This window comes from Christiangramia sp. 3-2217-3z, from assembly GCF_051195275.1.
In the GTDB taxonomy this organism is placed as follows: Bacteria; Bacteroidota; Bacteroidia; order Flavobacteriales; family Flavobacteriaceae; genus Christiangramia; species Christiangramia marina.
In genome coordinates this window covers 159,733-185,185 of the sequence record NZ_JBNJLI010000006.1, presented here as the reverse complement: position 1 = coordinate 185,185, position 25,453 = coordinate 159,733, and the positions used below count along the sequence as shown (strand labels likewise).

The 25,453-nt window shown below is 38.4% G+C and carries 20 protein-coding genes; 8 read left to right on the top strand and 12 right to left on the bottom strand.

The genetic code is table 11. The annotated features are described in order from the left end of the window. Positions 1 to 69 precede the first annotated feature (69 nt). The 4 genes from ACSHZO_RS12030 to proC all read right to left on the bottom strand — a co-directional run bounded on the left by ACSHZO_RS12030 (position 70) and on the right by proC (position 4,984). Positions 70 to 1,938 (bottom strand): peptidase M61, encoded by a 1,869-nt coding sequence (locus ACSHZO_RS12030; protein ID WP_298247431.1) that lies wholly within the window; start codon positions 1,936 to 1,938, stop codon positions 70 to 72. Between the two features lie 198 nt (positions 1,939 to 2,136). Then, a complete protein-coding gene (locus tag ACSHZO_RS12025; protein WP_298247430.1) occupies positions 2,137 to 3,336 on the bottom strand; it encodes a glutamate-5-semialdehyde dehydrogenase in 1,200 nt (399 codons plus the stop codon). A gap of 32 nt (positions 3,337 to 3,368) precedes the next feature. Beyond that, positions 3,369 to 4,142, bottom strand: a complete 774-nt coding sequence (gene proB, locus ACSHZO_RS12020) for a glutamate 5-kinase (protein ID WP_298247429.1) — start codon at positions 4,140 to 4,142, stop codon at positions 3,369 to 3,371. Positions 4,143 to 4,177: 35 nt separating this feature from the next. Beyond that, positions 4,178 to 4,984: a pyrroline-5-carboxylate reductase gene (gene proC, locus ACSHZO_RS12015; protein ID WP_298247428.1), complete on the bottom strand. Its 807-nt coding sequence runs from the start codon at positions 4,982 to 4,984 to the stop codon at positions 4,178 to 4,180. 602 nt (positions 4,985 to 5,586) lie between these two features. Here proC and ACSHZO_RS12010 point away from each other — a divergent pair. The 5 genes from ACSHZO_RS12010 to ggt all read left to right on the top strand — a co-directional run bounded on the left by ACSHZO_RS12010 (position 5,587) and on the right by ggt (position 14,374). Continuing rightward, positions 5,587 to 9,246, top strand: a complete 3,660-nt coding sequence (locus tag ACSHZO_RS12010) for a CheR family methyltransferase (RefSeq protein ID WP_298247427.1) — start codon at positions 5,587 to 5,589, stop codon at positions 9,244 to 9,246. An 8-nt stretch (positions 9,247 to 9,254) separates the two neighbouring features. Further along, entirely contained in the window at positions 9,255 to 11,468 is a 2,214-nt protein-coding gene (locus tag ACSHZO_RS12005) for an ATP-binding protein (protein ID WP_298247426.1), read from the top strand. A gap of 62 nt (positions 11,469 to 11,530) precedes the next feature. Then, entirely contained in the window at positions 11,531 to 12,091 is a 561-nt protein-coding gene (locus ACSHZO_RS12000) for a response regulator (protein WP_298247425.1), read from the top strand. After that, positions 12,081 to 12,629: a biliverdin-producing heme oxygenase gene (locus ACSHZO_RS11995; RefSeq protein ID WP_298247424.1), complete on the top strand. Its 549-nt coding sequence runs from the start codon at positions 12,081 to 12,083 to the stop codon at positions 12,627 to 12,629. The genes ACSHZO_RS12000 and ACSHZO_RS11995 overlap by 11 nt, the downstream gene beginning before the upstream one ends. A gap of 38 nt (positions 12,630 to 12,667) precedes the next feature. Continuing rightward, positions 12,668 to 14,374: a gamma-glutamyltransferase gene (gene ggt / locus ACSHZO_RS11990; RefSeq protein WP_298247423.1), complete on the top strand. Its 1,707-nt coding sequence runs from the start codon at positions 12,668 to 12,670 to the stop codon at positions 14,372 to 14,374. On the opposite strand, the gene ACSHZO_RS11985 is transcribed toward ggt, so the two are convergent. After that, the gene (locus tag ACSHZO_RS11985; protein ID WP_295181432.1) at positions 14,371 to 14,955 is read right to left on the bottom strand and encodes a pseudouridine synthase; all 585 of its coding nucleotides are present in this window, start codon (positions 14,953 to 14,955) and stop codon (positions 14,371 to 14,373) included. The two genes, ggt and ACSHZO_RS11985, sit on opposite strands and share 4 nt — an antisense overlap. Before the next feature lie 95 nt (positions 14,956 to 15,050). On the opposite strand from ACSHZO_RS11985, the gene wrbA reads away from it, so the two are divergent. Continuing rightward, positions 15,051 to 15,659, top strand: coding sequence for an NAD(P)H:quinone oxidoreductase (gene wrbA / locus ACSHZO_RS11980; RefSeq protein WP_295181430.1), 609 nt, complete (start codon positions 15,051 to 15,053; stop codon positions 15,657 to 15,659). 88 nt (positions 15,660 to 15,747) lie between these two features. On the opposite strand, the gene ACSHZO_RS11975 is transcribed toward wrbA, so the two are convergent. From ACSHZO_RS11975 to ACSHZO_RS11960, 4 genes are all read right to left on the bottom strand, one after another. Beyond that, entirely contained in the window at positions 15,748 to 17,907 is a 2,160-nt protein-coding gene (locus tag ACSHZO_RS11975) for a M3 family metallopeptidase (protein WP_298247422.1), read from the bottom strand. A gap of 88 nt (positions 17,908 to 17,995) precedes the next feature. Beyond that, positions 17,996 to 19,015: an AraC family transcriptional regulator gene (locus tag ACSHZO_RS11970; RefSeq protein WP_298247421.1), complete on the bottom strand. Its 1,020-nt coding sequence runs from the start codon at positions 19,013 to 19,015 to the stop codon at positions 17,996 to 17,998. Positions 19,016 to 19,123: 108 nt separating this feature from the next. After that, positions 19,124 to 21,667 carry an ABC transporter permease gene (locus tag ACSHZO_RS11965; RefSeq protein WP_298247420.1) on the bottom strand — a complete coding sequence of 848 codons (2,544 nt, stop codon included), beginning with the start codon at positions 21,665 to 21,667 and terminating at the stop codon, positions 19,124 to 19,126. Position 21,668: 1 nt separating this feature from the next. Further along, on the bottom strand, positions 21,669 to 22,352 hold the full coding sequence (locus ACSHZO_RS11960; protein WP_298247419.1) for an ABC transporter ATP-binding protein: 684 nt from the start codon (positions 22,350 to 22,352) through the stop codon (positions 21,669 to 21,671). A 52-nt stretch (positions 22,353 to 22,404) separates the two neighbouring features. Between ACSHZO_RS11960 and ACSHZO_RS11955 the strand changes: the two genes are divergently transcribed. Then, positions 22,405 to 23,112: an arylesterase gene (locus tag ACSHZO_RS11955; RefSeq protein WP_298247418.1), complete on the top strand. Its 708-nt coding sequence runs from the start codon at positions 22,405 to 22,407 to the stop codon at positions 23,110 to 23,112. On the opposite strand, the gene ACSHZO_RS11950 is transcribed toward ACSHZO_RS11955, so the two are convergent. After that, positions 23,089 to 23,472 (bottom strand): hypothetical protein, encoded by a 384-nt coding sequence (locus ACSHZO_RS11950; RefSeq protein ID WP_298247417.1) that lies wholly within the window; start codon positions 23,470 to 23,472, stop codon positions 23,089 to 23,091. The genes ACSHZO_RS11955 and ACSHZO_RS11950 overlap by 24 nt on opposite strands. After that, the gene (locus ACSHZO_RS11945; RefSeq protein ID WP_298247416.1) at positions 23,472 to 24,014 is read right to left on the bottom strand and encodes a hypothetical protein; all 543 of its coding nucleotides are present in this window, start codon (positions 24,012 to 24,014) and stop codon (positions 23,472 to 23,474) included. Before ACSHZO_RS11945 ends, ACSHZO_RS11950 begins: the two co-directional genes overlap by 1 nt. Positions 24,015 to 24,408: 394 nt before the next feature. On the opposite strand from ACSHZO_RS11945, the gene ACSHZO_RS11940 reads away from it, so the two are divergent. Further along, positions 24,409 to 24,633 carry a CDGSH iron-sulfur domain-containing protein gene (locus ACSHZO_RS11940; protein WP_295181266.1) on the top strand — a complete coding sequence of 75 codons (225 nt, stop codon included), beginning with the start codon at positions 24,409 to 24,411 and terminating at the stop codon, positions 24,631 to 24,633. 51 nt (positions 24,634 to 24,684) lie between these two features. Here ACSHZO_RS11940 and ACSHZO_RS11935 read toward each other — a convergent pair whose 3' ends face one another. Next, positions 24,685 to 25,362: a type 1 glutamine amidotransferase domain-containing protein gene (locus ACSHZO_RS11935; protein ID WP_298247415.1), complete on the bottom strand. Its 678-nt coding sequence runs from the start codon at positions 25,360 to 25,362 to the stop codon at positions 24,685 to 24,687. Positions 25,363 to 25,453: the final 91 nt, after the last annotated feature.

Genomic DNA, 25,453 nt, shown 5'->3' with positions numbered 1-25,453 from the left:
CGACTCTAGCTTTTAAACGAAAAAAGCGGCAGTAAATACTGCCGCTTTATATGAAATACCTGGATATGATTAACCCTTCAACCAGGCATTTCGCAATTCAATTTTATCGCCATCTGCATTCTGTACTTCGCTTAAAGTCATTTGGGTATCCATAGGTGTAGATACCTTAGCTTTCAATTGCATCTCTTCTTCATTTCGAACAATGGTCATGGTAAAGTCATCTCCTTCTTTCCATTCCTGGGACTTGCGTATGAGTTCATAAACATTCTGGACATTATATTCCTCTCCATTTACGCTTTTGATCACGTCCCCGCCTTCAACTCCAAGCTCCTTCAAAAATGTATTAAATTCTGTATCTCCACGGAAAACGATCTGCATAGTTTCTTGGTTTGCGGTAATGTATGGCTGCTGCCCTTTTAAAAAGAAACCAACTTCCGTCATTTGCTCCTGCTCTTCAATTCCGGCTTTTGCAAAAAACTTGTCATAAGGAATCGGTGTTTCACCAGTTACATACTGGTCAAAGAAATTCTGAATTTCAGGATATGTAAGCTCAACGATCGTAGGAATTAATTCATCATCATTAAATGGTTTGTCTTTCCCATATTTTGCGTTCAATTTCTTCATAAGATCCAGAATTCCCATATTTCCACCGCTAAGTTCTCTTAGCCTGATGTCAAGGGCCATTCCTATGAGCGCTCCCTTCAGGTAAACATTGTAATAGGAATCTTTATACTCATCTGTAAGTATATTTTCACTCATTACCGTAAATGGAACGGTATCATCAAACCTTTTTGAAGTTGTAATCTTTTGATTCATTCGCTTATAGAACTCCTTGTTATCGATAAGTCCCTGATTTACCTGGAAAAGATTCGCGAAATATTCTGTTACACCTTCATAGAGCCATAAATGCTTGGACATCTTGGGATCATTGTAATCGAAATAATGGACTTCGTTAGAATGAATTCCAAGTGGAGTAATGATATGGAAAAACTCATGCGATACGATATCGGTCATGCTTTTGTCCAGAGAAGATGCATCCATAGACTCAGGCATTACCACCACTGTTGAGGTATGATGTTCCAGAGCTCCATAGTTCGAAGCATCTCCTTCACCTTCGGAAAGGTAAACAAGAATGGCATATTTATCTGTAGAGTTTATATCACCTAGAAATTCCTTTTGTGCACGGATCATTTTCTCCATTCCAGGCTTTAATGTCTGCGCTGAATGTTTTTCATTTGGTGAATAAACACTGAGTAAAACCTGCATATTTTCTACCATGAAACTGGTAGTATCCGGCTTTGAATACATGATAGGATTATCAATCACTTCAAAATACCGATCCAGGTGGTAAACATCTGTTTTAGAGTTTCCTGCTTCAGAATTTTTAGTAGAAGCGATAGTAAGAGAAGTTCCTGCTACAAGATCTTCAGGGCGTACGATCTCAAGCTGATATTTCTTTTCGGTCATTCCGTCGAAATAGCCTACAAAACCATGTAGATTTAGAAGAAAGTTTTTATCCTTCAAAATATTTGTTCCTGCCATGGAATAAACACCACCTTCTGCTTCCCAGTCGAAAGAATCGTTTACCAGATACATAACTTTATCCAGATTTGCGGCCTTTTCGATCTTATAACTATTATCATCCAGCTTTTCGAAGCTCAATTCGTTTCCATTATAGTCAATAGCTTTGAAAGATTCGGCAAATTTTCCATAATTATCTTCAGAATAAGTTCCGGGAACAGTTTTCGGAATGTTGAATATGGTAGATTCTATTTTAAATTCTGCAGGGTCTACGGTAACCCATACTTTGTCATTTTCAACATTTACCAGATCAAGTTGAGCCAGAACTGGCTTTTCAATGGTTGCCTGGGGATTTTTCTGAGTCTTACAAGCAAACAACATTGAAGCTGCAGCCAGACCCATCACTAATTTTTTCATATGTGCTTTTGTTTTCTGTTTATAAGACTGAACAGTCCTTTAAACGTTACAGTTATTGGTTTAATTATGTTCGAGAACTGGAAGATTCAAGAATTGACGCATTCTCTTGGATGGGTAAACGCAAAACATCTTATACTGGAATCCGGACATAAAAAAAGCCTGGCATTTACCAGGCTTTTCAAATTATATAGATTGAGATTATACTCTTACATGTCCTTCACCCAAAATATAGTATTTATTGGTCACCAATTGTTTAAGGCCCAATGGTCCTCTATGGTGAAGCTTGTCGGTTGAAATTGCAAGTTCAGCTCCAACGCCCATTTGCCCACCATCAGTAAAACGGGTGGAAGCGTTATGATATACTGCTGCCGAATCTACCTGCTCCATAAAAGTGATCGCTTCTTCTTTATCTGTAGTGATAATAGAGGCGGAGTGACCTCCGGAGTACTGGTTGATCTTCTCGATAGAATTATCAAGTCCGTCTACAGCTCCAATCACAATTTTCATTGCTAGGAATTCTTCATACCAGGTATCTTCAGAAGGTACTTTAGATTGATCTGTAAGAACTTCAGATACTTTTTCATCTACCAGAATTTCAACTTTATTGTCGCTGAACAATTCTTCTAACTCCTTCAGTTTAGACTCATATCCTTCAATATTAGTATCTACCAGAACCTTATCTAAGGCATTACAACCAGAGATCTTATCGATCTTGGCATTCAGCATTACTTTCTTGGCGATTTCGAAATCGGCATTTTTAGATACATACAGGAAGTTATTTCCTCTCCCGGAAACTAATACTGCTCCGGTTGCATGTTCTTTAACAAAAGCGATCAGTCTTTCGCCACCACGTGGTACGATAAGGTCTAATTGCTCTGGTGGGTTTTTTAGGAATTCCTGAGTTTCGGTTCTATCCAGGTGTAGAAGCTTGATCCACTCTTTATCCAACCCGTTTTCCTCAAGTGCTTCATGCCAGCATTCTTCCAGTATTTTGTTACTTTCAATTGCTTCCTTACCACCTTTTAAATAGATCTTGTTGTTCGCTTTAAAGGCAAGAACAGCTGCTTCAATAGTTACGTCTGGTCTGGATTCATAAATGATCATGATATTTCCAAACGGAGCAGTTTTGTTCGTAATATCCAGTCCGGTATCCAGTTTTCTATGCTCGATTACCTGGCCAACCGGATCATGCTGTTCCATCACTTCTTTTACAGACTGGATCATACCGTCAACTTTTTTCTCATCCACGATCAATCGGTCATACATGGCCTGATCATCTTTCGTGAAAGCATCAAGATCTTTCTTATTTGCTGCTATGATTTCCTGGCGTCTTTTGTCCAGAATATTCATCATAGACTTTAGTACGTTATTTTTAGTATCTGTTTTTATCAACTTCATTTCTTCGTTTCTTTAAGGTTTTTAATTGGTTATTACGAGGTGAACTTGGTACCTACTGGTTTTCCAGCCATAATGTCCAGAATCACATCTTCACGTTTACCATTAGCAATATAGGTATCGATGTTTTTGGCTGCAGTTCCTTTGGCGATCTTGATCTTGGACTCCATTCCTCCACGACCTTCGCCTTCACCTTTCTCAGATTGCTGAACGTATTTTTCTACATTCTCATCAATCTGTACTTTATTCAATTTTTCTGAATCGTCATGTTCAGGATGACCAGTATAAAGACCATCTGTGTCACTAAGGATGATTAGTTTTTCAGCACCGATCAATTCAGCAACAAGACTAGCTAACTCATCATTATCAGAAAACATAGACATAGTTACTGATACAGCATCATCTTCATTTGCAATTGGAATAATTCCTTCAGATAGCAAGGATTCATAACAATTGATCATATTCTCACGGTGTATACCCGGGCTAAAGTCTCTTTTTGTAGCTAGTACCTGTGCGCATCGCATTCCGTAGTCATGAAAGATGCTATAATAATGACGCATCATTCTAGGTTGCCCTACTGAAGAGTACACCTGTCTACGTTTGCTGGCATCCTCTACACTAATTTGTCCAAGAATCTCTTTCCCTGCAATTGCAGATCCTGAAGAAACTAGAACAACCATGATGTCTTCTTCGTATAATGTTGCGATCTGTCGCACCAAACTTTTCAATATTGGTCCCAAAATTCTGTTGTCTTTGTTGGTCATGACATTAGTTCCAACTTTTACGACAATTCTTCTTTTCTTATCCATTATAGATGTTTTGGTTATCTGGTCTTGTTAGTTGATTATTTTTCTTCTCCTAGTTCCACGGCTCTATCGAAAGCTGCGTATGCTGCATCTTTGATGAGTTCCTTCACATTGTTATCATCCATGGAATCTAATGCAGCTCTGGTAGTTCCACCTTTGGAAGCTACCCGGTCCATCCATGTGTCCGGGCTAAGATCGTTCTGGTTGAAAAGTTCCACAGCACCTTCAAAGGTTTGACTTACTAATACCTTGGAATCATTTTTACTGAAGCCCATCTTTCGAGCAGCTTCCAGCATGGAATTCATAAAATAGAAAACGTATGCCGGACCACTTCCTGAAATACCAGTAGAGGCATCAATAAAATTCTCATTCTTAACATGAATAGATTCTCCAGTAGTATCTAGAAGATTGCGAACCATTAGAAGTTCTACTCTGGATACTTCTTTAGATTCTGTATAAGAAGTAACACCCTTGCCAACCTGTGCAGGTAAATTAGGCATGGATCTAACCACTTTCTTGATTCCTAAACCATTCTGAATTTTTTCTATGGTAACACCGGCCATCAAGGATACGAATATCTGATCCTTATTAACCATTGATTTCATCTCCTCAAAAAGCTCATCACAGTGATAAGGCTTTACAGCTACAAAAACCATATCGGCCTGAGGCAGGCATTCTTCCAGTGATTCATAAACATCGAAATGATCCAAGTCTCTAAGTCTTGCGATCACATCTGCTGATTTATCGAATACCATAAGATTTCTTCTGTTAAGCATAGCAGATTGTGCCATACCTTCAGCATAAGTTAACCCCATGTTTCCTGCTCCAATTACTAATGTTTTCATTTTTGATTTTTTGATTCAAATATTATCGACTTATAGTCGAACGATTTCGAGCTATTTGGTGCAATTACCATGCGATACGACACTTTTTAAATGTTTCTGGCCCTAACACCCCCATAATTTACCTACATTCGGTTAGAATTAGCATTAATAAAAACTTAAAATCAGATTATTATATCCTGAAGTATAAGCCGATTTTCGTTCATAAACTGATAAATTGATAGCGTGAAATTCAGATATTTGTAATGGTTCTGTTGGTTTGATGACAGATTGAAAATAGATTATTATAAACGCAATCATAGAATGTTTAGTTATCTTAAAGTTATGTTAAACGTTAAACAATGGAAGGTGTTTTTGCGCAATTCTGTCAATTAACTGTAATAATGGCAGAACTTGGACAGTGCTTATAGAATAAGGCTTGAGAGAGCAGAGTTCATTAGAACGCCAGAATGATACGCATGAATACTGTCATAGGCACTATAAACACTACTGATTTGGCTCAACAATTGTTGGATTAGGGTTACTTTAAACCGAATAATTTTTTTATAATTACAAATTACTAAAAGCCCTAGTGGCTATTCTTTAATTATCTACTACTCAGATTAATGGAAAGTACAGGAGAACGCTCAATTGTTACGTCTGAATCAAAAACCGAAAACGATCAAACTCGTATTATAGCTGTGGGGGCAAGTGCTGGAGGGCTGGAGGCTCTGAAAGCCTTTTTCGAAAATATAGAAGCTAGCGATCTCAACGCCTATGTCGTAATTCAACATCTGTCTCCAGATTATAAGAGTATGATGGCTGAATTACTGAAAAAGAACAGCAGGTTACCAATAATCCAGATCGATCACGAAATGCAGGTTAGACCCGGGCATGTTCACCTGATCCCTCCGGTTAATAACCTTAAGCTTGATGGTGATCGATTAATACTTACAGAAAAACCAAAGACACAGACTCTCAATCTACCTATTGATATATTTTTTGAATCCCTCGCTTCTCAAAGAAAAGACAAAGCTATAGGGGTAATTCTGAGCGGTACCGGAAGTGATGGAACCCGGGGTGTGCGTGCACTTAAGGAGAATGACGGTATGGTCATGGTTCAGGAGCCAGATGAAGCGAAATTTGATGGTATGCCTATAAGTGCCATTAACACAGGCCTTGTAGACTATGTGCTTTCCGTAAACGATATGGGGCATGAGCTTAAAAGATTTATTTCAACCCCGCCTATATTTCATTCTGAAGATGGTCATGCGAATTTTGACGAAAATGAATTGAATGCCATCCTGAATTATGTTAACGAGAAGTCAGGTCTGGATTTTAGAGAATATAAATATGCTACACTAGCGAGAAGAATTGCAAGAAGAGTAAATATTTGCAACTGCAATAATCTTAATGGTTATTTTGATTATTTAAAAAAGAACGACGAAGAAGTCGAAATCCTTTATAGAGAATTTCTGATTGGTGTTACTAAATTTTTCAGGGACGAAGAGGTATGGAATATTCTAAGAGATGAGGTATTTCCTGAATTAATTAAAAGTAAAAGCAATGGAGATGTTCTAAAAATCTGGGGTGTTGGTTGTAGCACAGGTGAAGAAGCATATTCCTTTGCTATTTGCCTGCACGAAGAAATGCAGAGACAGCAAAAGAATATTGAAATTAAAATTTTTGCAACAGATATCTCTCAGGCTCACCTGGACATTGGAAGCAAAGGACTCTATCCTGAAAGTATTGTCGCAGATGTTCCAAAAGATCTTTTACTGAAGTATTTTCTTAGTAATTCTGAAGGCTATCAGGTTACCGACAAATTAAGGAGGTCTGTTATTTTCTCCAGGCATAATATCATTAAAAATCCACCCTTCAGTAATATGGATATGGTGGTGTGCCGTAATCTTTTGATCTATTTTCAGAATAGTATTCAGAAAAAAGCAATGCATATGCTTCATTATGCTTTAAAACAAGATGGTATTCTTGTGCTGGGTACCAGTGAAAATCCTCATACGCTGAGGGATCAGTTTACTGAAATTAGCAGGAAATGGAAGGTTTTCAGAAATAAGAAAGTCAGCAAGAGACTTAAAGACGGGATTAGCCATGCTTCTCAAATGAATAATGATTATTCCAGAATTCTTGAGAACAATGCAAAAAGAGAACGCAAAAACCGAAGGGCTCAGGTAAATCCTATACGCCAGAAATTGCAGCATGAATTAAATGAGGCAATTCTTGGTCAGTTTGGTGGCGCTGCGGTTTTTGTAGATACCGATTATAATATACTGCAGGCAGTTGGTGAATTTAGAAAATATGCCGCTCTACCTGTAAGCGGATTTTCTATCAACTTATTGGATATGCTGGATTCCAGCTTAAAATATGTCATCCAGTCTACTTTTAATAAAGCTCTTGAAACTGGAGAAATTTCGGTTTACAAAGACGTAGTTATTGAAAAAGATGATGAGAAACTTGGAGTTGATATTATTATAAAACCGCTTAAAGAGTACTCTCTCGAAAACGAAGTAAATTATGTCATCACCTTTATAGAGAACGATGTTGACTTCTCAAAGGTTCAGGAAGTCGAAAAGGTGAGTCCTTCCAACCAGACGAAAGAATACGTTAATAATCTCGAGAATGAGTTGAAGCGTACCCGGGAAGACCTGCAAACTTCGCTGGAAGAGATAGAAACCAGTAATGAAGAACTTCAGGCGGCGAATGAGGAATTACTTGCATCTAATGAAGAGCTGCAAAGTACCAATGAAGAGCTGCAAAGTGTTAATGAGGAAATAAATACAGTTAATGCAGAGAATGTCCAGAAAATGGATGATCTCGCCGCATTAAATGCAGATATGAATAATTTATTGAAGAGCACCGATATTGGTGTGATCTTCCTGGATTCGCAATTCAATATTCGAAAATTTACTCCGGCAATTAAAAAGCACTTCAGTCTACTAAATAGTGATATTGGCAGACCAATCGATAATTTCACTAATAGTTTCGGGCTCACACGTAGACGGAGTTTTATAGATCGTTGTAAAAGAGTACTTCAAAGTTGTAAGGTATTGGAAAAGCATATAGTTTCCAGGGAAGGACGTAATTACCTGCAACGTATATCTCCATATTTTAATTCAGAGAACGAACGGGATGGGGTGGTGATCACCTTTATTGATATAGAAACGATTCAGAAGTCCAAAGAGAAACTGGCGGCCAGCGAAAAACGTTTTAGATCTTTCTATGAAGATGATCCTGTCTTACATATGAGTGTAGATCCAAAGTCTTCAGAGATCGTACAATGTAACCGTAAGGCTGTTCAGAAATTAGGTTATACGGAAAAAGAGGAAGTGATTGGAAGGTCTATTCATGAGTTTTTCGATAAAGACACAAAAGTTTCATCCACAAAACTTAAATCGAATATTAAGAAATCTGGTGAAATCATCAATGTAGAGCAGAATATGATCACCAAGAACGGAACTATTTTGCCGGTGATCTTAAATGCAACTGCTGAAAAAGACGAAGCCGAAAACCTCAAAACCATTCGCTATACCTGCGTGGATATTTCAGCCTTGAAAAAAGCAGAAGCTAAACTTCAGGAGCAAAAAAGTGATCTCGAGAGAGCAAATAGAGATCTGGAGCAATTCGTTTCCATTTGTTCTCACGATCTACAGGAGCCCTTGGCAACTATAAAATTTGGTAGTGATGTACTAGGGAAAATGTATGCCAAGCATTTGGATGAAAAAGGGGAGAACTATATCAAGTATATCAAGAATGCTTCAGACAGACTATCCGGACAGATAAAAGCACTGCTGGAACATTCCAGAATAGGAAAGAATGGAGCAAAAGAACTGGTCAACATAAAAGAGGTTGTTGAAATTGTGAAATATGATCTCGGTAAGAGTATTAGGGATACAGATGCAAAAATAAATGTTGGTTCGATGCCACAAATCATGGGGTATGAAGTAGAACTTAGATTATTATTTCAGAATCTTATTAGTAATGCTATTAAATACGTTCCAAAAGAGCGAAATCCAGAGATCAGAATTTCTTCTTATCGTGAAAATGATTATTGGGTATTTTCCATCATGGACAACGGTCTGGGAATATCGAAAGAAGATCAGAAAAACATTTTTACAATCTTCAACCGTGTGCCTGGAAATGAGGATATGGAAGGAACAGGAGTTGGACTGGCACACGTAGAAAAGATCGTATTGCTTCACGAGGGAACCATCTGGGTAGACTCTCAGGAAGGAGTAGGAAGTACCTTTTATTTTAAACTGAAGGCTTAAGTATTTTAATGGCAGAAGAGAATAAGTACCCGGTAGAAGTAGACCTTAGCAGCTGTGAAAAGGAGCCTATTCATATTATAGGAACCACACAATCACATGGTTTGTTGATCGCCTCGTGTATTAAGACAGGTAAGATCACTCAGGTTGGCGAGAATGCCGGTCATATTATTGGTATTGCTTCAGAAGAATTACTGAAACTCAATATTTCTGAAATTTTATCTTCGGAAGTAATTAAAAATGTCAATGATTCTCTGCTGAAGGATGAGAGACTGGAAGTTGAAGAATCCCTTGTGAATGGTAAGAATTTCATTATAATCCCACATTTAAGCGGTGATTCTTTAATTCTCGATATTGAACCCACACACGAAAAGAAAGATAATTTCGACTTTCAGAAGGAGTTATCCGGATTACTGAATACCTTATCTGCAAGCGAAAATCCTCAAGAGCTTTGTCAGGATGCAGCCAATCTTACCCGCCAGATTTTTGAATATGACCGGGTGATGGTCTATAAGTTCGATGACGAGTGGAATGGAAAGGTGATCGCAGAAGCAAAGAATGATGATTTGGAAGCTTTTCTGGGATTGCAGTATCCGGCAAGTGATATTCCGAAGCAGGCGAGACAACTATTCTTTAAGAACAGAGTGCGTATCATCACTGATGTTAATTATGCTCCTGTAAAAATTATTCCTCAAATTTCACCAATAGGTGGTGAACCTCTGGATATTTCGAAATCAAAACTTAGAGGTGTATCCCCAATCCATATTGAATATCTTCAAAATATGGGCATTGGTGCGAGTATGACTGCTGCTTTAATCAGCAACGGAAAATTATGGGGTCTGCTGGCCTGCCATCATCGGAAGGCTAAATTTGTGAGTTACTACGAAAGACAAACCTGTGAATTTCTAATCCAGATATTCTCGAATGAACTTTCACTAAAAAACTCCAATATATTTTTAAGTAAAATAGGAGAGGTAGAAAAAGTAGCAGGACAACTTATGGATCAGGTATTGAAACAGGATTCCATTAAAAAAGGACTCGCAACCAATGATCTTAAACTTACAGATCTCATTGAATCTTCTGGAGCGGCAATTGTAATAGACGGCAAAATCAAGCTCGTTGGAAAGACACCTTCTAAAAAAGAAATTAAAACGCTCATCAAAAAGTTTCTAAGTAAACAACAGGATAACATATTCTATACAAAGAACTTATTGAGTTTATATCCTGAAGCCAAAGACTATAAATCAACTGGGTCGGGTATTTTAAGTTCACGGTTGGGGAATGACAGTATGAACTATTTGATCTGGTTTCGTCCTGAAGTAATTCAACAAATTGACTGGGGTGGTGATCCTAATAATAAAGCATTCTACGATTCACAAAAAGAGCGGCTGACTCCGCGAAAATCTTTTGAGAAGTGGACCGAGGATTTAAGCGGTGTAGCAACTTTCTGGAAGGACTATGAACTTAGTGGCGCAAGGAAACTCAGTAAAAACGTTAATTATGTCATTCTCGATAATCAAAAACGTAACATAGATAATCTGAATGAGAAGTTGGTGATTGCTCATAAGGAACTTGAACTTTTCAGTCAGGGTCTTTCGCACGATCTAAAAGCACCTTTACGTGGTGTTGATGGCTATGCTCATATATTGAAAGAAGATCACTTCAGTAGTCTCAATAAAGAAGGGAGAATGGCGGTAGATACTATTTTATCATCAGTTCAGGAGATGCAGGATCTCATCGATAACATACTCTCCTTTGCCGGCGTCTCAAACGAAAATTTAAGCAAACAGGTCGTCTCTACAGATACTATGGTTAGTGATATACTGAAGTCATTTAATATAAAGTCTAACTTTAGCAATACGTCTGTTAGTATCGATGAGTCCTTACCAAAAATGCTGGGAGACAGAAGAATGCTGGGTCAGGTCTGGTCCAATCTCATTGCAAATGCTTTGAAATACAGTGAAAGAAGTTCCAGTCCAGCAATTGAAATTGGATATAATTTAAAAGAAAACATTACTGTATACCACATTAAGGATAATGGGATTGGTTTTGATCCAAAATATAAAGAGGAGATCTTCAACTTGTTTTCAAGGCATTCAGGAGATAATTACCAGGGAACCGGGATTGGATTAGCGATCGTAAAAAAGATCATCGAAAAACATAATGGTAAGATCTGGGCAGAGAGTGAACCGGGTAAAGGTTCAGCCTTCTACTTTCATGTTTAACTTTTTAGCAATTGCTTCATACTTTGTTTTAGTTTATTTTCGCTTTAGATATAGGTATAATCATGATCCACAGAAAACTTAACATACTTCTGGTTGAAGATAATGAGAACGATATTTTTCTCATCAAACGGCAAATATCAAAGATCGTAGAGGAACCCGTGATCGAAACTACAGACAATCTGGAGGATTGTAAACGATTACTTTTGAACTTCGCACCAGATGTCGTTCTATCAGATTATAACTTGCCTAACTGTACAGGTCTGGATGTGCTAACCACCGTGCAGGAAATAGATGATTCTATTGGATTTATTTTTATTACCGGAACTATCAATGACGAGGAATTAGCGGCAAACACTATTTTAAATGGAGCTTCAGGTTATATTCTTAAAAAGAATATTAACAACCTGAGTAAAAAGCTGGAACCATTGCTGAAAAAGCTGGTCATCAACATGACCTCAAAACAGGAACTTAGAAGCATGATTCGCCAGAATAAAATAACGGTGAACAAAATCTACGATTATCTGGATAAAATGAATTCTGAAGATCAAGCTCAGAAAGAGAATATTAATAAGATCAGGGAAGCGATCGGTAATTTCGATATAGATAGAAACGATGTTGAATAAATTACGCGAAGCAACCAAAGCTCAACATGAGGCATTTGAAGGTGAAAATCTGGCCAACAAAATCATGGATCACAGTATCACTGAAGAAGAGTACAAACTACTCCTGCTTCAGAATTATGCTGCCTATGCTGCTACTGAAGACTCTATAGCCTTCCATCTAAAAAATTATTCTTCTACTAAAACTCATGCAATCAAACTGGATCTTTTAAGCCTTGGAATAGAAAAGGCTGAAACTTCTCTTGAATTCCAGTGTGACAATGAAGCAGAAGCTGTAGGTGCAGCATATGTTGTAGAAGGTTCTGCAATGGGAGGTTTGATGATAGGGAAGGAGCTGAAGAATTGTCCTCATCTTGAACATTTGCCGGATCAACAATTTTTCAGTGGAAAAAGAGACCAGATCAAAAGCTGGAATGAATTTTTAAAATTCCTTCGGAATAAAAATTTTACTGAAGATCAAAAAGAAATTGCTGCCAGAAAGGCTCAGCAAACTTTTGATCTGTTTGAAGAAGCGTTCAAAATTGATTTGATAAAATTATAAAGTCCTTTTCAGGACTTTTTTCATTAATATACCTTGCTATGTATAAGATAAAATTACTTCTACTTGTATTTCTCTCAATTCTGCAACTTGATCTGCAGGCACAATCGGGAAGGATTCCAGTGGAAGCCGAAAATGGGATGGTGGCAAGTTCTCATTATCTAGCCTCAGAAGCAGGTGTGGAAATACTCGAAAAAGGAGGAAATGCTATCGATGCTTCTATCGCAACTGCTTTTACGTTAGCTGTGACTTTGCCTTCCGCCGGTAATATTGGTGGCGGTGGATTTCTGCTTTATAAACCGAATGCAGATAAGGCAACCGGATTTAACTTTAGAGAAAAAGCTCCTCAAAAAGCTACAAAAACTATGTTCCTGGGTGAAGATGGTAAAATCAAGGATAACTCGAACCACGAAACGACATTATCTGCAGGTGTACCGGGAACTGTTGCTGGATTGTTTAAGGCACATTCCAAATATGGAAAACTGGATTGGGCCAGCCTGGTTCAACCTGCGATCGATCTTGCCCAGTATGGATTCACGGTATATCCTGATCTGGCCAGATTTTCTGAATGGGTTTACGATAACAAAGAAGGATATTCAAGTACTGCCGCTGTTTTCCTGAAAAGCAATGGAGAAGCTTATCAAACGGGCGATACGATTATTCAGAAGGATCTTGCTGAATCCCTTATTAGAATACGTAATCATGGAGCTGAGGGTTTTTATAGTGGTAAAACTGCCCAGCTAATTCATGATTTCATGAAGAAGACCGGTGGTATTATTTCCAAAAGTGATCTAACAGGTTATGAGTCGGAAGAAGTAGAACCACTCGTGGGAACTTATCGTGGGAATAAGATTATCGGGATGCCTCCTCCAAGTTCTGGTGGAACTGCGATCATAGAGATGCTAAACATTCTTGAGAATTACGATCTTCAGGAATACGGACTTAACAGCGCTCAGAGCATTCATTATATTAGTGAAGCAATGCGATTAGCTTTCGCAGACAGAGCTCAATTTCTTGGCGATCCTCAATTTAATCCTGACATGCCACTGGATTCACTTTTATCGAAATCCTATGCTAGTAAATTACAATCAGCAATTAAGGAAAAGACAGCTTCTACCAGTGATTCTGCTAATTTCAATAAGAAACATCTTCAGTTTGAAAGCGCTGAAACTACGCATATCTCGGTGGTCGATAAAGAAGGAAATGCTGTTTCGCTTACCTATACATTAGAACATTCTTACGGAAATCGGATCGTGGTAGAAGGAGCCGGATTTCTTCTGAATAACGAAATGGGAGATTTCAATGCGATTCCCGGATTGACAAATTCTGAAGGTAGGATTGGAACAGAACCTAATCAAATTGCTCCGGGGAAGAGAATGCTTTCAAGTATGAGTCCAACCATTGTAGCGAAAAACGATAAGGCCTATATCGTTATTGGGTCACCAGGAGGCCGAACTATCATTAATACTGTCCTACAGGTGATTCTCAATGTTGTAGATTACGATCTGGATCTCGCAAAAGCTATCGAATCACCAAAATTTCATCATCAATGGTTGCCAGATCTGATCACCTTTGAAGAGTGGGGTTTTTCGCCAGATACGATAGAGATCTTAAAATCCTACGGACACGAAACAGGAACGCGATCTTCACAAGGTAGAGCCATGGGAATTATCATAGATCCTGAAACAGGAGTTTACCAGGGTTCTGCCGATTCCAGAAGCTACACTGGTAAAGCGGTGGGATATTAGAAACTGACGCGTTCTATTTCTCGCACTTCGCCGCTATCTAAATTATCGAGTTTTTCATTAGCGATACGCACCCGTACCAGTCTTAAGGTGGCAAAGCCAACTGCTGCGGTCATTTTCTTTACCTGCCGGAACTTGCCTTCGATAAGTGTTATACTTATCCAGCTTGTAGGCCCATGACGTTCATCGCGTATTGGTTTGCTTCTTTCAGGAAATTCTGGAGTTACATTTAATTTAAAAACCTTGCATTCCTTAGTTTGGTATTTCTTGCCCTGTATCCCTATTTCAACACCTTTATGAAGTTTTGCTATTGCTTCTTCTGAAATGTCGCCATCAACCTGTACATAGTATTCCTTTTCAGAATTACCGGCTGTAACCTTGGTACTAAGCTTGCCATTTGTCGTCAATAATAAAAGTCCTTCAGAATCTTTATCCAGTCTCCCAATGGACATCGTACCTTCAGGAAAATCACCCAGCTCTCCCAGAAGTTTATGCTTTCCTCCCTTTCTCTGATTGGTTATAAACTGACTCAAATAACCGTAAGGTTTGTATATTTTAAAATGTCTGTGATAATCTGAAGTCATAATTTTAGTACACAATGGAAGATTTATCAAAACTTTAAAACTTGTTTTAAACGAATTTATCTAAGTTAATAGGAGACAAATTTAAAACCTTATTTATGAAAATTGCTATAATATATTACAGTGCAACCGGTACAAACCATCAAATGGCGAAGTGGGCAGCTGAAGCAGCAAAGTCTAACGGAGACCATGATGTTCGATTCCGAAAATTAAAGGAAACTGCTCCAATGGAAGCTATTGAATCTAACGATGCCTGGAAAAAACATTATCAGGAAACCCAGGATGTTGAGGTAGCGGTACTGGATGATCTTGATTGGGCAGACGCAATAATTTTTAGTATACCTACCAGATATGGAAATTTACCTTCCCAACTTCAGGCGTTTTTTGATACCACAGGAGGTTTATGGAGTAAAGGGAAATTAGTTAATAAAGTCGTTTCCGGTATGACAAGTGCACAAAATCCACACGGTGGTCAGGAGACTACCTTATTAACACTCTATAAAAGCATGTTTCATTGGGGCGCCATCGTTGCCGCTCCTGGTTATACTTCAGAAGAATTATTTAAAACTGGAGGTAATCCTTACGGCTTTAGTTCTGATGGCGGATTGGATAATCTTAACGAGCAATCTAAAACTTCTATAACACATCAGGTAAAGCGAACTATCAGTATTGCTGAAAGTATTAAAAGTGGTATGAGTAAAGTTTAAAATATAGTCAGTAAAATTATAAGATATAGATCTTAAACAAAAAATGCCCTGAAACTTCAGGGCATTTTTGTTATTAAAAGTTCTGAATTTAGTCTTCAGTAGTTTTTGAGGATTCAGGAACAGGAAAACCACGATCACGCATCAACGCATCGATTTCAGCATCCCTTCCACGGAACTTTTTATACGCTTCCGCAGGATCCATTGCGTTTCTAGGAGCAAAAAGATATTTAACTAACTTGCGAGCAACTTCCTTATCATAGAAGCCACCTTCAGCTTTAGCAAAAGCTTCCGCAGCATCAGCCGTCAGAACATCTGCCCATAGATATCCGTAATAACCGGAAGCATAACCTTCACCAGAGAACACATGTCCAAAATGAGGTGTTCTATGACGCATGACGATTTCTTCTGGCATATTAAGCTCTTTTAAAGTTTCCTTTTCGAATTTGGCAGGATCGATCTTGTCTGGATTTGTAGTATGATACTTCATATCCATGATCGCAGAAGCTAAAAACTCGGTCGTACCAAATCCCTGGTTGAAAGTAGAAGCCTTTTTGATCTTTGCTACCAAAGCTTCAGGAATCACCTCATTAGTTTCGTGATGTCTAAGAAACTGGTTGATCACCTTGTCTGTAGACAACCATCTCTCCAATAATTGCGATTGAAATTCAGTATAATCACGTACACCTCCATTTAAGGTAGGATATTCCACATTAGCTGATAGAAAGTGCAGGGCATGACCAAATTCATGGAAAAATGTTTCTGCATCATCCCAGGAAACCAGTACTGGCTCACCCTGAGCAGGTTCTATAAAGTTTGAATTGTTAGAAGCCAACACTGGTTTTTCACCTGTAAGCTTCGTATAACCTCTGTAAGTAGTTGCCCAGGCTCCAGAGCGTTTTCCCTGTCGCGCATATGGATCTAAATACCATAATCCTACTATTTCTCCGGAATCCTTATCACTAACTTCCCAGACTTTGACATCTTCATTAAAAACAGGAACACTGTTATTTTCTACAGGAGAAAATTCAAAATTGAACAATTCACCAGCTGTGAAAAATAACGCCTGGGTAAGGTTTCCTAATTCCAGGTATTGTTTTACTTCTTCGCTATCCAGGTCATACTTTTCTTTTCTGACTTTTTCAGCATAGAATCTATAATCCCATGGCTTAATAGTTATATCAGCATTCTCAGAATCTGCAACTTTCTGCATGTCTGCTACCTCTTCTTTTACTCTGGCCAAAGCCGCAGGCCATACCTGCATCATTAGATCCATGGCATTTTCAGGATTTTTAGCCATACGATTTTGCAAGCGCCACTGGGCATAATTATCAAAACCAAGTAATTCCACTCGCTCATCTCTAAGCTTCAGGATCTTTTGAATAATCTCTTTATTATCAAATTCATCGTTATTGTCACCTCGGGAATAGTAGTTCTTCCATACCTTTTCACGGAGTTCTCTTTCCGTAGAATAGGTAAGAAATGGATCCATGGAAGATCTTGTATTAGTAACTGCATAAGAACCTTTATGATCACGATCTTCAGCAGCTTTAGCGGCAGATTTTACATAGGATTCCGGCAGTCCGCCAGTTTGTTCTTCTGTAAGGTAGATCACATAATTCTCTTCGTCTGCCAATACGTTGCTTGAAAACTTAGTATATAATGCCGAAAGTTCTTTGTTGATTTCTGCATAACGTTTCTTATCTTCCTCATTTAAATCGGCGCCTTGCATGGCGAACTCCTCATATACTAAATCGATCACTCTTTGTTCTGCGGAATCCAATGGCTTCTCCTGAGAGTTCTCATAAACCGTTTTTATTCGTTTGAATAAAGCTTCATTCTGACTGATTTTCGAGGAATATTCTGAAATTTCTGGAGCCAGTTCCTTCTGAACTGCTCTGAATTCCGGACTGGAAACATTGCTGCTATAGATTCCATAATAGGTAAAGGCACGATCCAGTTCCTTTCCTGCTTTTTCCATTGGAATAATGGTGTTTTCAAAGGTAGCTTCAGCAGTATTGTTAGCGATCTGGTTGATCTCTTCCAGATGCAATTCCATTCCCTTGCGAATTGCTGGCTTGATAAGTGAAACTTCCATCTTATCAAAAGCCGGAACTCCTTCATAAGGGCCCTGCCATTCTTTAAGTAATGGATTTTGCATAATTTCCTGATTATTTTCCTGAGCAGTGGACTGAATAATTAGTGCAAATAGTGCGATCATACTCAGGCCTGTTCTTAATTTCTTTTTCATATTCTATTTTTATTCGAAGTCTGTTAACTTACAAAACCCGGACCAAAGCGAGGCTTCGAATATCCTGGTTAGTCTATTTTTTTATAAATTATTTAGTTGGTAATTCATTTTTGGAAAGTACTTTCCTTGGCGAAACTCCGTATTTTTTTTTGAAGATCTTTGAAAAGTAACTTCGGCTGGATAATCCTAATTCATAAACAACCTCACTTACATTCTTTTTTCCTGAAGAAAGCATATGTAGCGCTCGAGTTAAGCGTATGTCACGCACATACTCGTTAACGGTTTTCCCATAAACCTTCTGAAAAACTTCCTGAAGTTTATTAGTATTAACGCCGGCGATTTGTGCCAGTTCGTTCACGGTTCCAGACTGGGCGAGATTGGAATCTATATACTTAACAACTTTTTCTACAGCCGCCCGGTCTTTGTCTTTTAGTTCATTCTGAGTTTGATGATCTTCCTTTTTAAAACGATTCAACATATAGCTGAGGATCTCCAGAGATTTGGCTCCTACAAAATTAATCCTTGGAAATCCTGTAAGATCACAGGTTTTAATCTCCTTGATAATTTCTGAAGTTTGGAGGCTAATATTTCCTAGGTTGGAAACCCGATAATGTGCCTGTACATCACTAAATAATTTGTAAAAAATTGGCTCAAGTTCATGAAGGTCAAAACTGAAGTATTCCTGAAATTTTAGACGGTCAATTTCGAGATAACAGAGCGTGGTTTCTATATCTTTCTTCAAGCTAATGTTGTACGTCTCCTTACTTTTTGGAGCAGCAATCACGAATTCATGATCTTTTACAATATCTTCAGTATCTATAAAATCAAAACTACTTCCAATCATTCCATCCAGACAATAGATAAAGCGAATCGGCTTTATAGTTGGATGAGAAATCCTTAGCTCCGTGTCTTCTCGAACCATGACATGATACATATATAGACCTATACCATTAGGGAAATTGATTCCACGAATGTTGCCATCGCCAATAGAATCAGGTATAAATAGAGAGAATTCGCCCAGGTGTTCTGAATGATCAATTCCTAAAGTCTTCGCAAGTTCAGGAATAAAATCATTCACATCATTTATTTCTAAATGATAAGTCTTCATAAAAATTGAGTTAGCTTGTTAACTCTTACAAGGTACACAGCGGCTGAAACTATCATGGCTAAAGAATTGTTAAATTCATATTGACCTTGACAACACCATCAATTTCAGCTATCCTAACTCCTTCCGAAGAACGGCCAGTGGTGGGCTTTTCACTACACTATAGCTATTTGCTAACCCAATGATTACCACCAATGCAGTTATCGCCGGAAATACCACAAAGAATGGAATCATTGATGGAATAAATGTAGTATCGAACAGGAAATAGCCAATTAGAAAACTGGAAATAAATGATAATAATATTCCAGAAAGGCTTCCCAGGATTCCCAGAAATAAGTATTCCAGTCCAAGGATTTTTAAGATTTGCCTGTTCTTGGCACCAAGGGTTCTTAAAAGAACACTTTCGTGAATTCTTTGATATTTACTGGTTCTTACTGCACCAATAAGTACAATGATACCAGTAAGAATGCTGAAAAATGCCATGAAATTAATTAGCCAGGATATCTTTCCTAGAATTTCTTCAACGACTTTTAAAACCTGTCTTAGATCGATAATGGTCACATTCGGAAATTGCTGTACCAGTTTTTGCTGAAGTTGCGCGGAAGCATGATCATCTTCCACCCGAGTTGTCATCACCGTGAATTGCGGCGCATCCTCCAGAACACCGGTCGGGAATAAAATTGAGAAATTGATCTGCATATTACTCCAGTCCACTCTACGAATACTTGCCACTTCAGTTTCCAGCTGAACGCCCTGAACATTGAATATTATTTTGTCTCCAATAGTGGCCTGAGCATCTTCAGCAAGATTATCACTTATAGAAATCGGGATTATTCCTTCTCCGGTAAAATTAGCTTTCCATTTTCCCTCCAGAATTTCTTCTCCTTCAGAAAGAGAGTGCCTGTAGGTAGTTCTAAATTCGTGATCAAGAACCCAATTATTGATCGTACTGCTGGTGTCTTCACGAATTTCGTTCGCACTTCTACCTTTCAGCTCAATAACACGCATAGTGACAATGGGAATATTCTGTAATAGTATTAGGTTGCTGCTGTCAATTACCTGTTTAACCTCATCTTTTTGCTCACTTTGAACGTCCAGCAAGATCATATTCGGCGTATTCTGTTGACTTTCCAATGTAGTTTGAGACAGAAGCAGATCCCTGGTAAAATACAGAGTGCTAATTAAAAATGTTCCAATCCCAATGGCGAGAATGAGAATGAGCGTTTGATTCTGCGGTCGGTAGAGATTTAAAACACTTTGTCTTGCCGGGAATCCCCAGTTCTTCGGAAAATACCTTTTCAGCAATTTCATGATCAAAGCTGCAAACCCGCTCAAAATAGCAAAGGTGATGGCCAGTCCAAGCACGAACCAGATCGCATATAACCAGTTATCAAGCAACCAGAATGCAAAGACCCAGATGAAAATTATGACAGCCACTGATACCAGGATCTTATATTTTTTGTTCGATCCTGCAGATTGCTGCATGCGTAAAGTCTGCAAGGGTGATATATCCAGAGTGGTAAGCAGTGGGTATAAAGCAAAAAGAACCGACATGCTTACTCCAAGCATAATTCCTGTAATAATTACTACAGGTGAAATTTGGAGATCTATCTCCACCGGCAAAAGATCCTGTAACAAGTAGGGGAATAATTCCTGCAAACCGAGTCCTAATAACGTTCCAATTACAGAACCGATCAATCCAATAATGATCACCTGAATCAAAAAGATCTGAAAACTTTGTTTTCTGGAAGCTCCCAGGCACTTCAAAATAGCGATCGATGCAACTTTTTCTTTTATATAGATATGTATGGCGCTGGCGATTCCAACACAACCCAGTAATAGCGCAATGAAAGCCACCAGGTTCAGGAATTTCGCAAAATTCTCATACCGTCTTCCTAATCTCTGACTAGTGGAGAGGTGAGTGTCCAGATCTGCATCGTTCGCATCAAGTATAGGATCAAGCTTTTCATCAAACTTCTCCATATCAAGATTTTCCGGAGCGGTAAAGTAATACCTGTAATCAATGCGGCTACCGGTTTGAACCAGACCCGATTTCTCTATGGCAGAAAAGGGCACCAGTAGAGGAGGAGCTATAGAACTAAAAACGCTGGAACTTCCGGGAACATTATTTAATGCTCCGCCAATTTCCAAACTTGTATTCCCAATTTTTACAACATCGCCAACTTTAAGTCCCAACTGAAGCATGACCGTTGCATCTACCAGAGCAACATTAAATTCTTTAAAATTTTTAGCTGCCTGGGCAGGTGTAGTTTCTATTTCTCCATAAAAAGGAAAACCGCCTTCTATTCCCCGAACCTGCATCAGTTTTGTTCCATTTTTTTCAGGAAATGAAGCCATGGACGCGAAGCTAATCTCTCTTGCTTCTGCGCCTCCAAGAGAATCAATAATACCGTAAACTTTTTCCGTAGGAAGTTTATCACTGTCAATAATATAATCGGCACCCATCAGGGATTTCGATTGTAGAGAGATGTTACGTTTGAGGTTAGCGCTAAAAGACTGTATAGAAACTACCGCAGCAATTCCAAGTACGATCGATGCGATAAATAAAAACAATTTTCTGCTGCTTGCTTTCCCATCCCTCAAGGCCATCTTCATTAACCATGGGAAACCGGCGCTTGATCTTTTTGAACTCATATTACTCCTGGATTTGTAATTCCTGAACTTTTCCTCCGCGAAGTTTAAGAATTCGCTGCGTTTTTTGAGCCAGTTCCATGTCATGAGTAACTATTACCAGGGTTGTCCCCAGATCCTTGTTCAATGTTAAAAGCAGATCGATCACTTTTTGGCCTGTAGCTTCATCCAGGTTTCCAGTAGGCTCATCTGCAAAAAGTATCCTGGGTTTGTTGCAAAATGCTCTAGCTAGAGCAACTCTCTGCTGTTCTCCTCCAGACAATTGTGTTGGGTAATGATGCATTCTATCTTTTAAACCAACTTTCTCCAGAAGGGCTGTAGCTTCAGTTTCTGCACTCGAATCTCCCCGAAGTTCCAAAGGAACAGCAACATTTTCAAGAGCGGTAAGGGTAGGAATGAGCTGAAAGTTTTGAAATACAAATCCTACGTGACTGTTCCGTAATGCAGCGCGACCATCTTCATCAAGTAGATTTAGATTTTTGCCGCAGAGTTCTACAGTGCCTTCATCACTTCGATCAAGTCCTGCACTCAGGCCAAGTAAAGTTGTTTTCCCACTACCTGAAGGGCCAACGATAGCAAAAGTTTCTCCTTCTTCAATATCAAAATTGATATTGTCCAGGATGACCAGCTTTTTATTACCATTTTGATAGGTTTTGCTGAGATTTTCAACCCTTAAAATTTTTGCCATCTTAGTTCTTTTAATTTTCTTTACTCGGGCCAACAAAATAAGAAATGATTTTATGAATACTGCACCTATCTTTCGAAGCTTTCCAATCTTTGCGCTTAGTTTAGTTTTACTGCTGAATCTATCCTGCGGAAATGAAAAAAAATCGGTTGCAGCTGAAGAGAAATCTGCTACTGAAGAATCTGAGAATAATTCAGAAGAAGAAAATTCTAAAACCATCCTCTTTTTTGGAGATAGCATTACTGCAGGCTACGGTCTTGAGACAGATGAAGCTTTCCCGAATCTAATTCAGCAGCGACTGGATTCTCTTGGGTATGATTACACGGTGATCAATGCCGGGCTTAGTGGAGAGACGACTGCCGGAGGACTCAACCGGATCGATTGGGTGCTAAAGCAAAATGTGGAAATTTTTGTTCTGGAGCTTGGTGCGAATGATGGATTACGCGGTGTTCCTTTAGCTGAAACCAGGTCCAATCTCAATAAGATCGTAGATTATGTTCAGGAGAGAAATTCAGAAACTAAGATTATTCTTGCTGGGATGCAGATCCCACCAAATCTTGGAGCAGATTATACTACAGAATTCAGAGAGTTATTTCCAGAGCTTGCCGAAAAAGAGAACATTTACTTAATTCCATTTATACTGGATGGTGTCGCCGGCGATCCGGAACTCAATCAACAGGATGGTATTCATCCAACTGCTGAAGCTCAGCCAATCTTAGTAGAAAATATCTGGGAAACTTTAGAATCCCTTCTTAAAAACTAATTGCTGAAACCCCAGGCTGGCAAAAAATGCGATCGCAGCAGTGGTTCCTAAACTTCCACCAAAACCTACAAAGAAAACTCCGGTACAATAAAATAGAATTCCGAAGAAAATAGAGGATAGTATAATAATGCGGTTTCTGGCCGCGATCTCTTCCGAAGCCATTCCAACAAAGCTTGCACCCATAATTACCAGAGGTAAAGTTTCTTGCAGAACTTCCGATACTGGAGTGTAGATCAATAATCCTCCTGAAATGCTCACCAGAGAAGAAGCAATGACAGCACCAAGATTTAAACAATTGTTTAAGGTATAAGTGAGCTGACCTGAAAGTACACTACAGGTTAATATGAGTAAGAAATTCATTATAATAGCACGTAGGTTAAAAGGCTAACCAGACTTACGCCAGCAAAAGCGATACTACCAAGTTTTCCGGCATAACCATTAAAACTCTTACGTGCAAGTATGAGTATAGTACCAGCGGAAAATGAAGCTAGTATTATAAATAGATAATTTCCTGCCAAAACCGGAGGAGTCATTCCAACAAAAGCACCACAATATATGGCTGGCGAAGCGATCTTAGCTAAAGGCTTATTAATGATCTTAGGTAAAATTCCGCCGAAAAGGCCAATGGTTCCGGCAGAAAGCACCGCTGTAAGTTCAAGTCGATCCTGTAGGAAAAAGGTTGTAATTCCACCTAAAATAGCAAATATGATGGTTGATATTTGTATATCTTTTTCTGCTGGTTCCTTACTTTTCGAAAAATTGTGAAGATAAAAGTATAGAAGCAACGAGGTGATCAGCGTTAGCGGTATAAGCTGAGAAAGCTGCTCCTGACTCTCGTACACTGCGACTCCAATAAAAAGTGTGTGGAATAATAGGAAAATGAATTGGGGTAAATTTTTCATTGGTACCTAAGTCTGAAATAATATGAAACCCTTTCGAGAACTAACTGAAATCTTAAGGATAATGGGAAAGTAAAAGCGAACTTTATATTTAACAAATGTTCACTTATATTAAGTATAAATTAATCACTATTTTTAGCTCAGATCTATTAATTATTTGATTTTTAATGGTATAAACGTTCTGGCCGCTATTAATTCTATCATTTTAAAATGAATTTGAACTGGTGCTTTTTATAAGTCTAAGGTTGTTTATAGATCTGTTTTAATAATGTTCACTTTAGAAAGAAGCTTCTTCTCTGAAGCTTTTTTCTTTTGTACAGTTTTTAAAAGAAGGCCCCTAAATAGAAAGAGTCTAAACCTGCTTTGAATTATCTTCGTACTTCAACTTATAGAAATTATGGCGAAAACAAAACTAACAGTGAATAGTAACGGATCTCTTAAAGTAGAAGGAGATTTTGAGATCGTAGATAAGAATGGGAATGTGTATGATCTGGGTGGAAGAGACCTGGTTTCAGTATGTAGATGTGGGTTATCCAACAATAAGCCATTCTGTGATGGAGCTCATAGAAATCATTTCGAACACGAAGCAATAGCTTTTGACTTACCTCCAAAAAAGAAATAAAAAAAAGCCTCTGATCTGTCAGAGGCTTTCTTTTATTTTAAAACTAAATTCTTATTTCAACATATCATATAATCTGGAAGCAACTGCTCCTGAAGATTGCGGATTTTGTCCTGTGATCAAATTACCGTCTGTTACAGCATATTCATTCCAGTCAGCTTCCTTGGAATAGATTCCTCCATTTTCCTTAAGCATATCTTCCACTAAGAATGGTACAACATCGGTTAACTGAACCGCTTCCTCTTCAGAATTTGTAAATCCGGTTACTTTTTTACCTTTTACAAGAGCGTTTCCATCCTTAGCTTTTACATTTTTCAAAGCTGCAGGTGCATGGCATACAAATGCAATTGGTTTTCCGGCTTCGTTAAAGCTTTCAATTAGCTTAATAGATTTTTCATCTTTAGATAGATCCCAAAGTGGTCCATGTCCTCCTGGATAAAATACACCATCGAAATCTTCTTCTTTCACTTCAGAAAGCTTATGCGTATTATTGATCACTTTCTGTGCAGCTTCATCGTCTTTAAATCGTTTGGTATCTTCCGTTTGATTATCTTCAGAATCACTGGTAGGATCAATAGGTGCCTTTCCACCTTCAGGAGTTGCAACAGTAATTTCAACACCTTTGTCTAACAGGCTATAATATGGATTAGCGAATTCTTCGATCCAGAAACCAGTTTTGTTTCCAGTATCTCCTAATTTATCGTGTGATGTAAGTACAAATAAAACTTTCATAATATTATTTTTTTGGTTTATTCTCAAGTTCCAACTTAATGTTCAGTCAGAGTATTAATTAGGACAAATTTAGGGATGTAGCTGGTGTTTA

Bases quoted from the DNA above. Each gene is read 5' to 3' on its own strand.
- ACSHZO_RS11985 (WP_295181432.1), bottom strand. From the start codon at position 14,955: ATGACTTCAGATTATCACAGACATTTTAAAATATACAAACCTTACGGT.
- ACSHZO_RS12025 (WP_298247430.1), bottom strand. From the start codon at position 3,336: ATGAAGTTGATAAAAACAGATACTAAAAATAACGTACTAAAGTCTATG.
- ACSHZO_RS11960 (WP_298247419.1), bottom strand. From the start codon at position 22,352: ATGGCAAAAATTTTAAGGGTTGAAAATCTCAGCAAAACCTATCAAAAT.
- ACSHZO_RS12010 (WP_298247427.1), top strand. From the start codon at position 5,587: ATGGAAAGTACAGGAGAACGCTCAATTGTTACGTCTGAATCAAAAACC.
- ACSHZO_RS11945 (WP_298247416.1), bottom strand. From the start codon at position 24,014: ATGAAAAATTTACCCCAATTCATTTTCCTATTATTCCACACACTTTTT.
- ACSHZO_RS11950 (WP_298247417.1), bottom strand. From the start codon at position 23,472: ATGAATTTCTTACTCATATTAACCTGTAGTGTACTTTCAGGTCAGCTC.
- ACSHZO_RS11995 (WP_298247424.1), top strand. From the start codon at position 12,081: ATGTTGAATAAATTACGCGAAGCAACCAAAGCTCAACATGAGGCATTT.
- ACSHZO_RS12030 (WP_298247431.1), bottom strand. From the start codon at position 1,938: ATGAAAAAATTAGTGATGGGTCTGGCTGCAGCTTCAATGTTGTTTGCT.
- proC (WP_298247428.1), bottom strand. From the start codon at position 4,984: ATGAAAACATTAGTAATTGGAGCAGGAAACATGGGGTTAACTTATGCT.
- ACSHZO_RS11935 (WP_298247415.1), bottom strand. From the start codon at position 25,362: ATGAAAGTTTTATTTGTACTTACATCACACGATAAATTAGGAGATACT.
- ACSHZO_RS11965 (WP_298247420.1), bottom strand. From the start codon at position 21,667: ATGAGTTCAAAAAGATCAAGCGCCGGTTTCCCATGGTTAATGAAGATG.
- ACSHZO_RS11975 (WP_298247422.1), bottom strand. From the start codon at position 17,907: ATGAAAAAGAAATTAAGAACAGGCCTGAGTATGATCGCACTATTTGCA.
- ACSHZO_RS11940 (WP_295181266.1), top strand. From the start codon at position 24,409: ATGGCGAAAACAAAACTAACAGTGAATAGTAACGGATCTCTTAAAGTA.
- proB (WP_298247429.1), bottom strand. From the start codon at position 4,142: ATGGATAAGAAAAGAAGAATTGTCGTAAAAGTTGGAACTAATGTCATG.
- ACSHZO_RS12000 (WP_298247425.1), top strand. From the start codon at position 11,531: ATGATCCACAGAAAACTTAACATACTTCTGGTTGAAGATAATGAGAAC.
- wrbA (WP_295181430.1), top strand. From the start codon at position 15,051: ATGAAAATTGCTATAATATATTACAGTGCAACCGGTACAAACCATCAA.
- ACSHZO_RS12005 (WP_298247426.1), top strand. From the start codon at position 9,255: ATGGCAGAAGAGAATAAGTACCCGGTAGAAGTAGACCTTAGCAGCTGT.
- ggt (WP_298247423.1), top strand. From the start codon at position 12,668: ATGTATAAGATAAAATTACTTCTACTTGTATTTCTCTCAATTCTGCAA.
- ACSHZO_RS11970 (WP_298247421.1), bottom strand. From the start codon at position 19,015: ATGAAGACTTATCATTTAGAAATAAATGATGTGAATGATTTTATTCCT.
- ACSHZO_RS11955 (WP_298247418.1), top strand. From the start codon at position 22,405: ATGAATACTGCACCTATCTTTCGAAGCTTTCCAATCTTTGCGCTTAGT.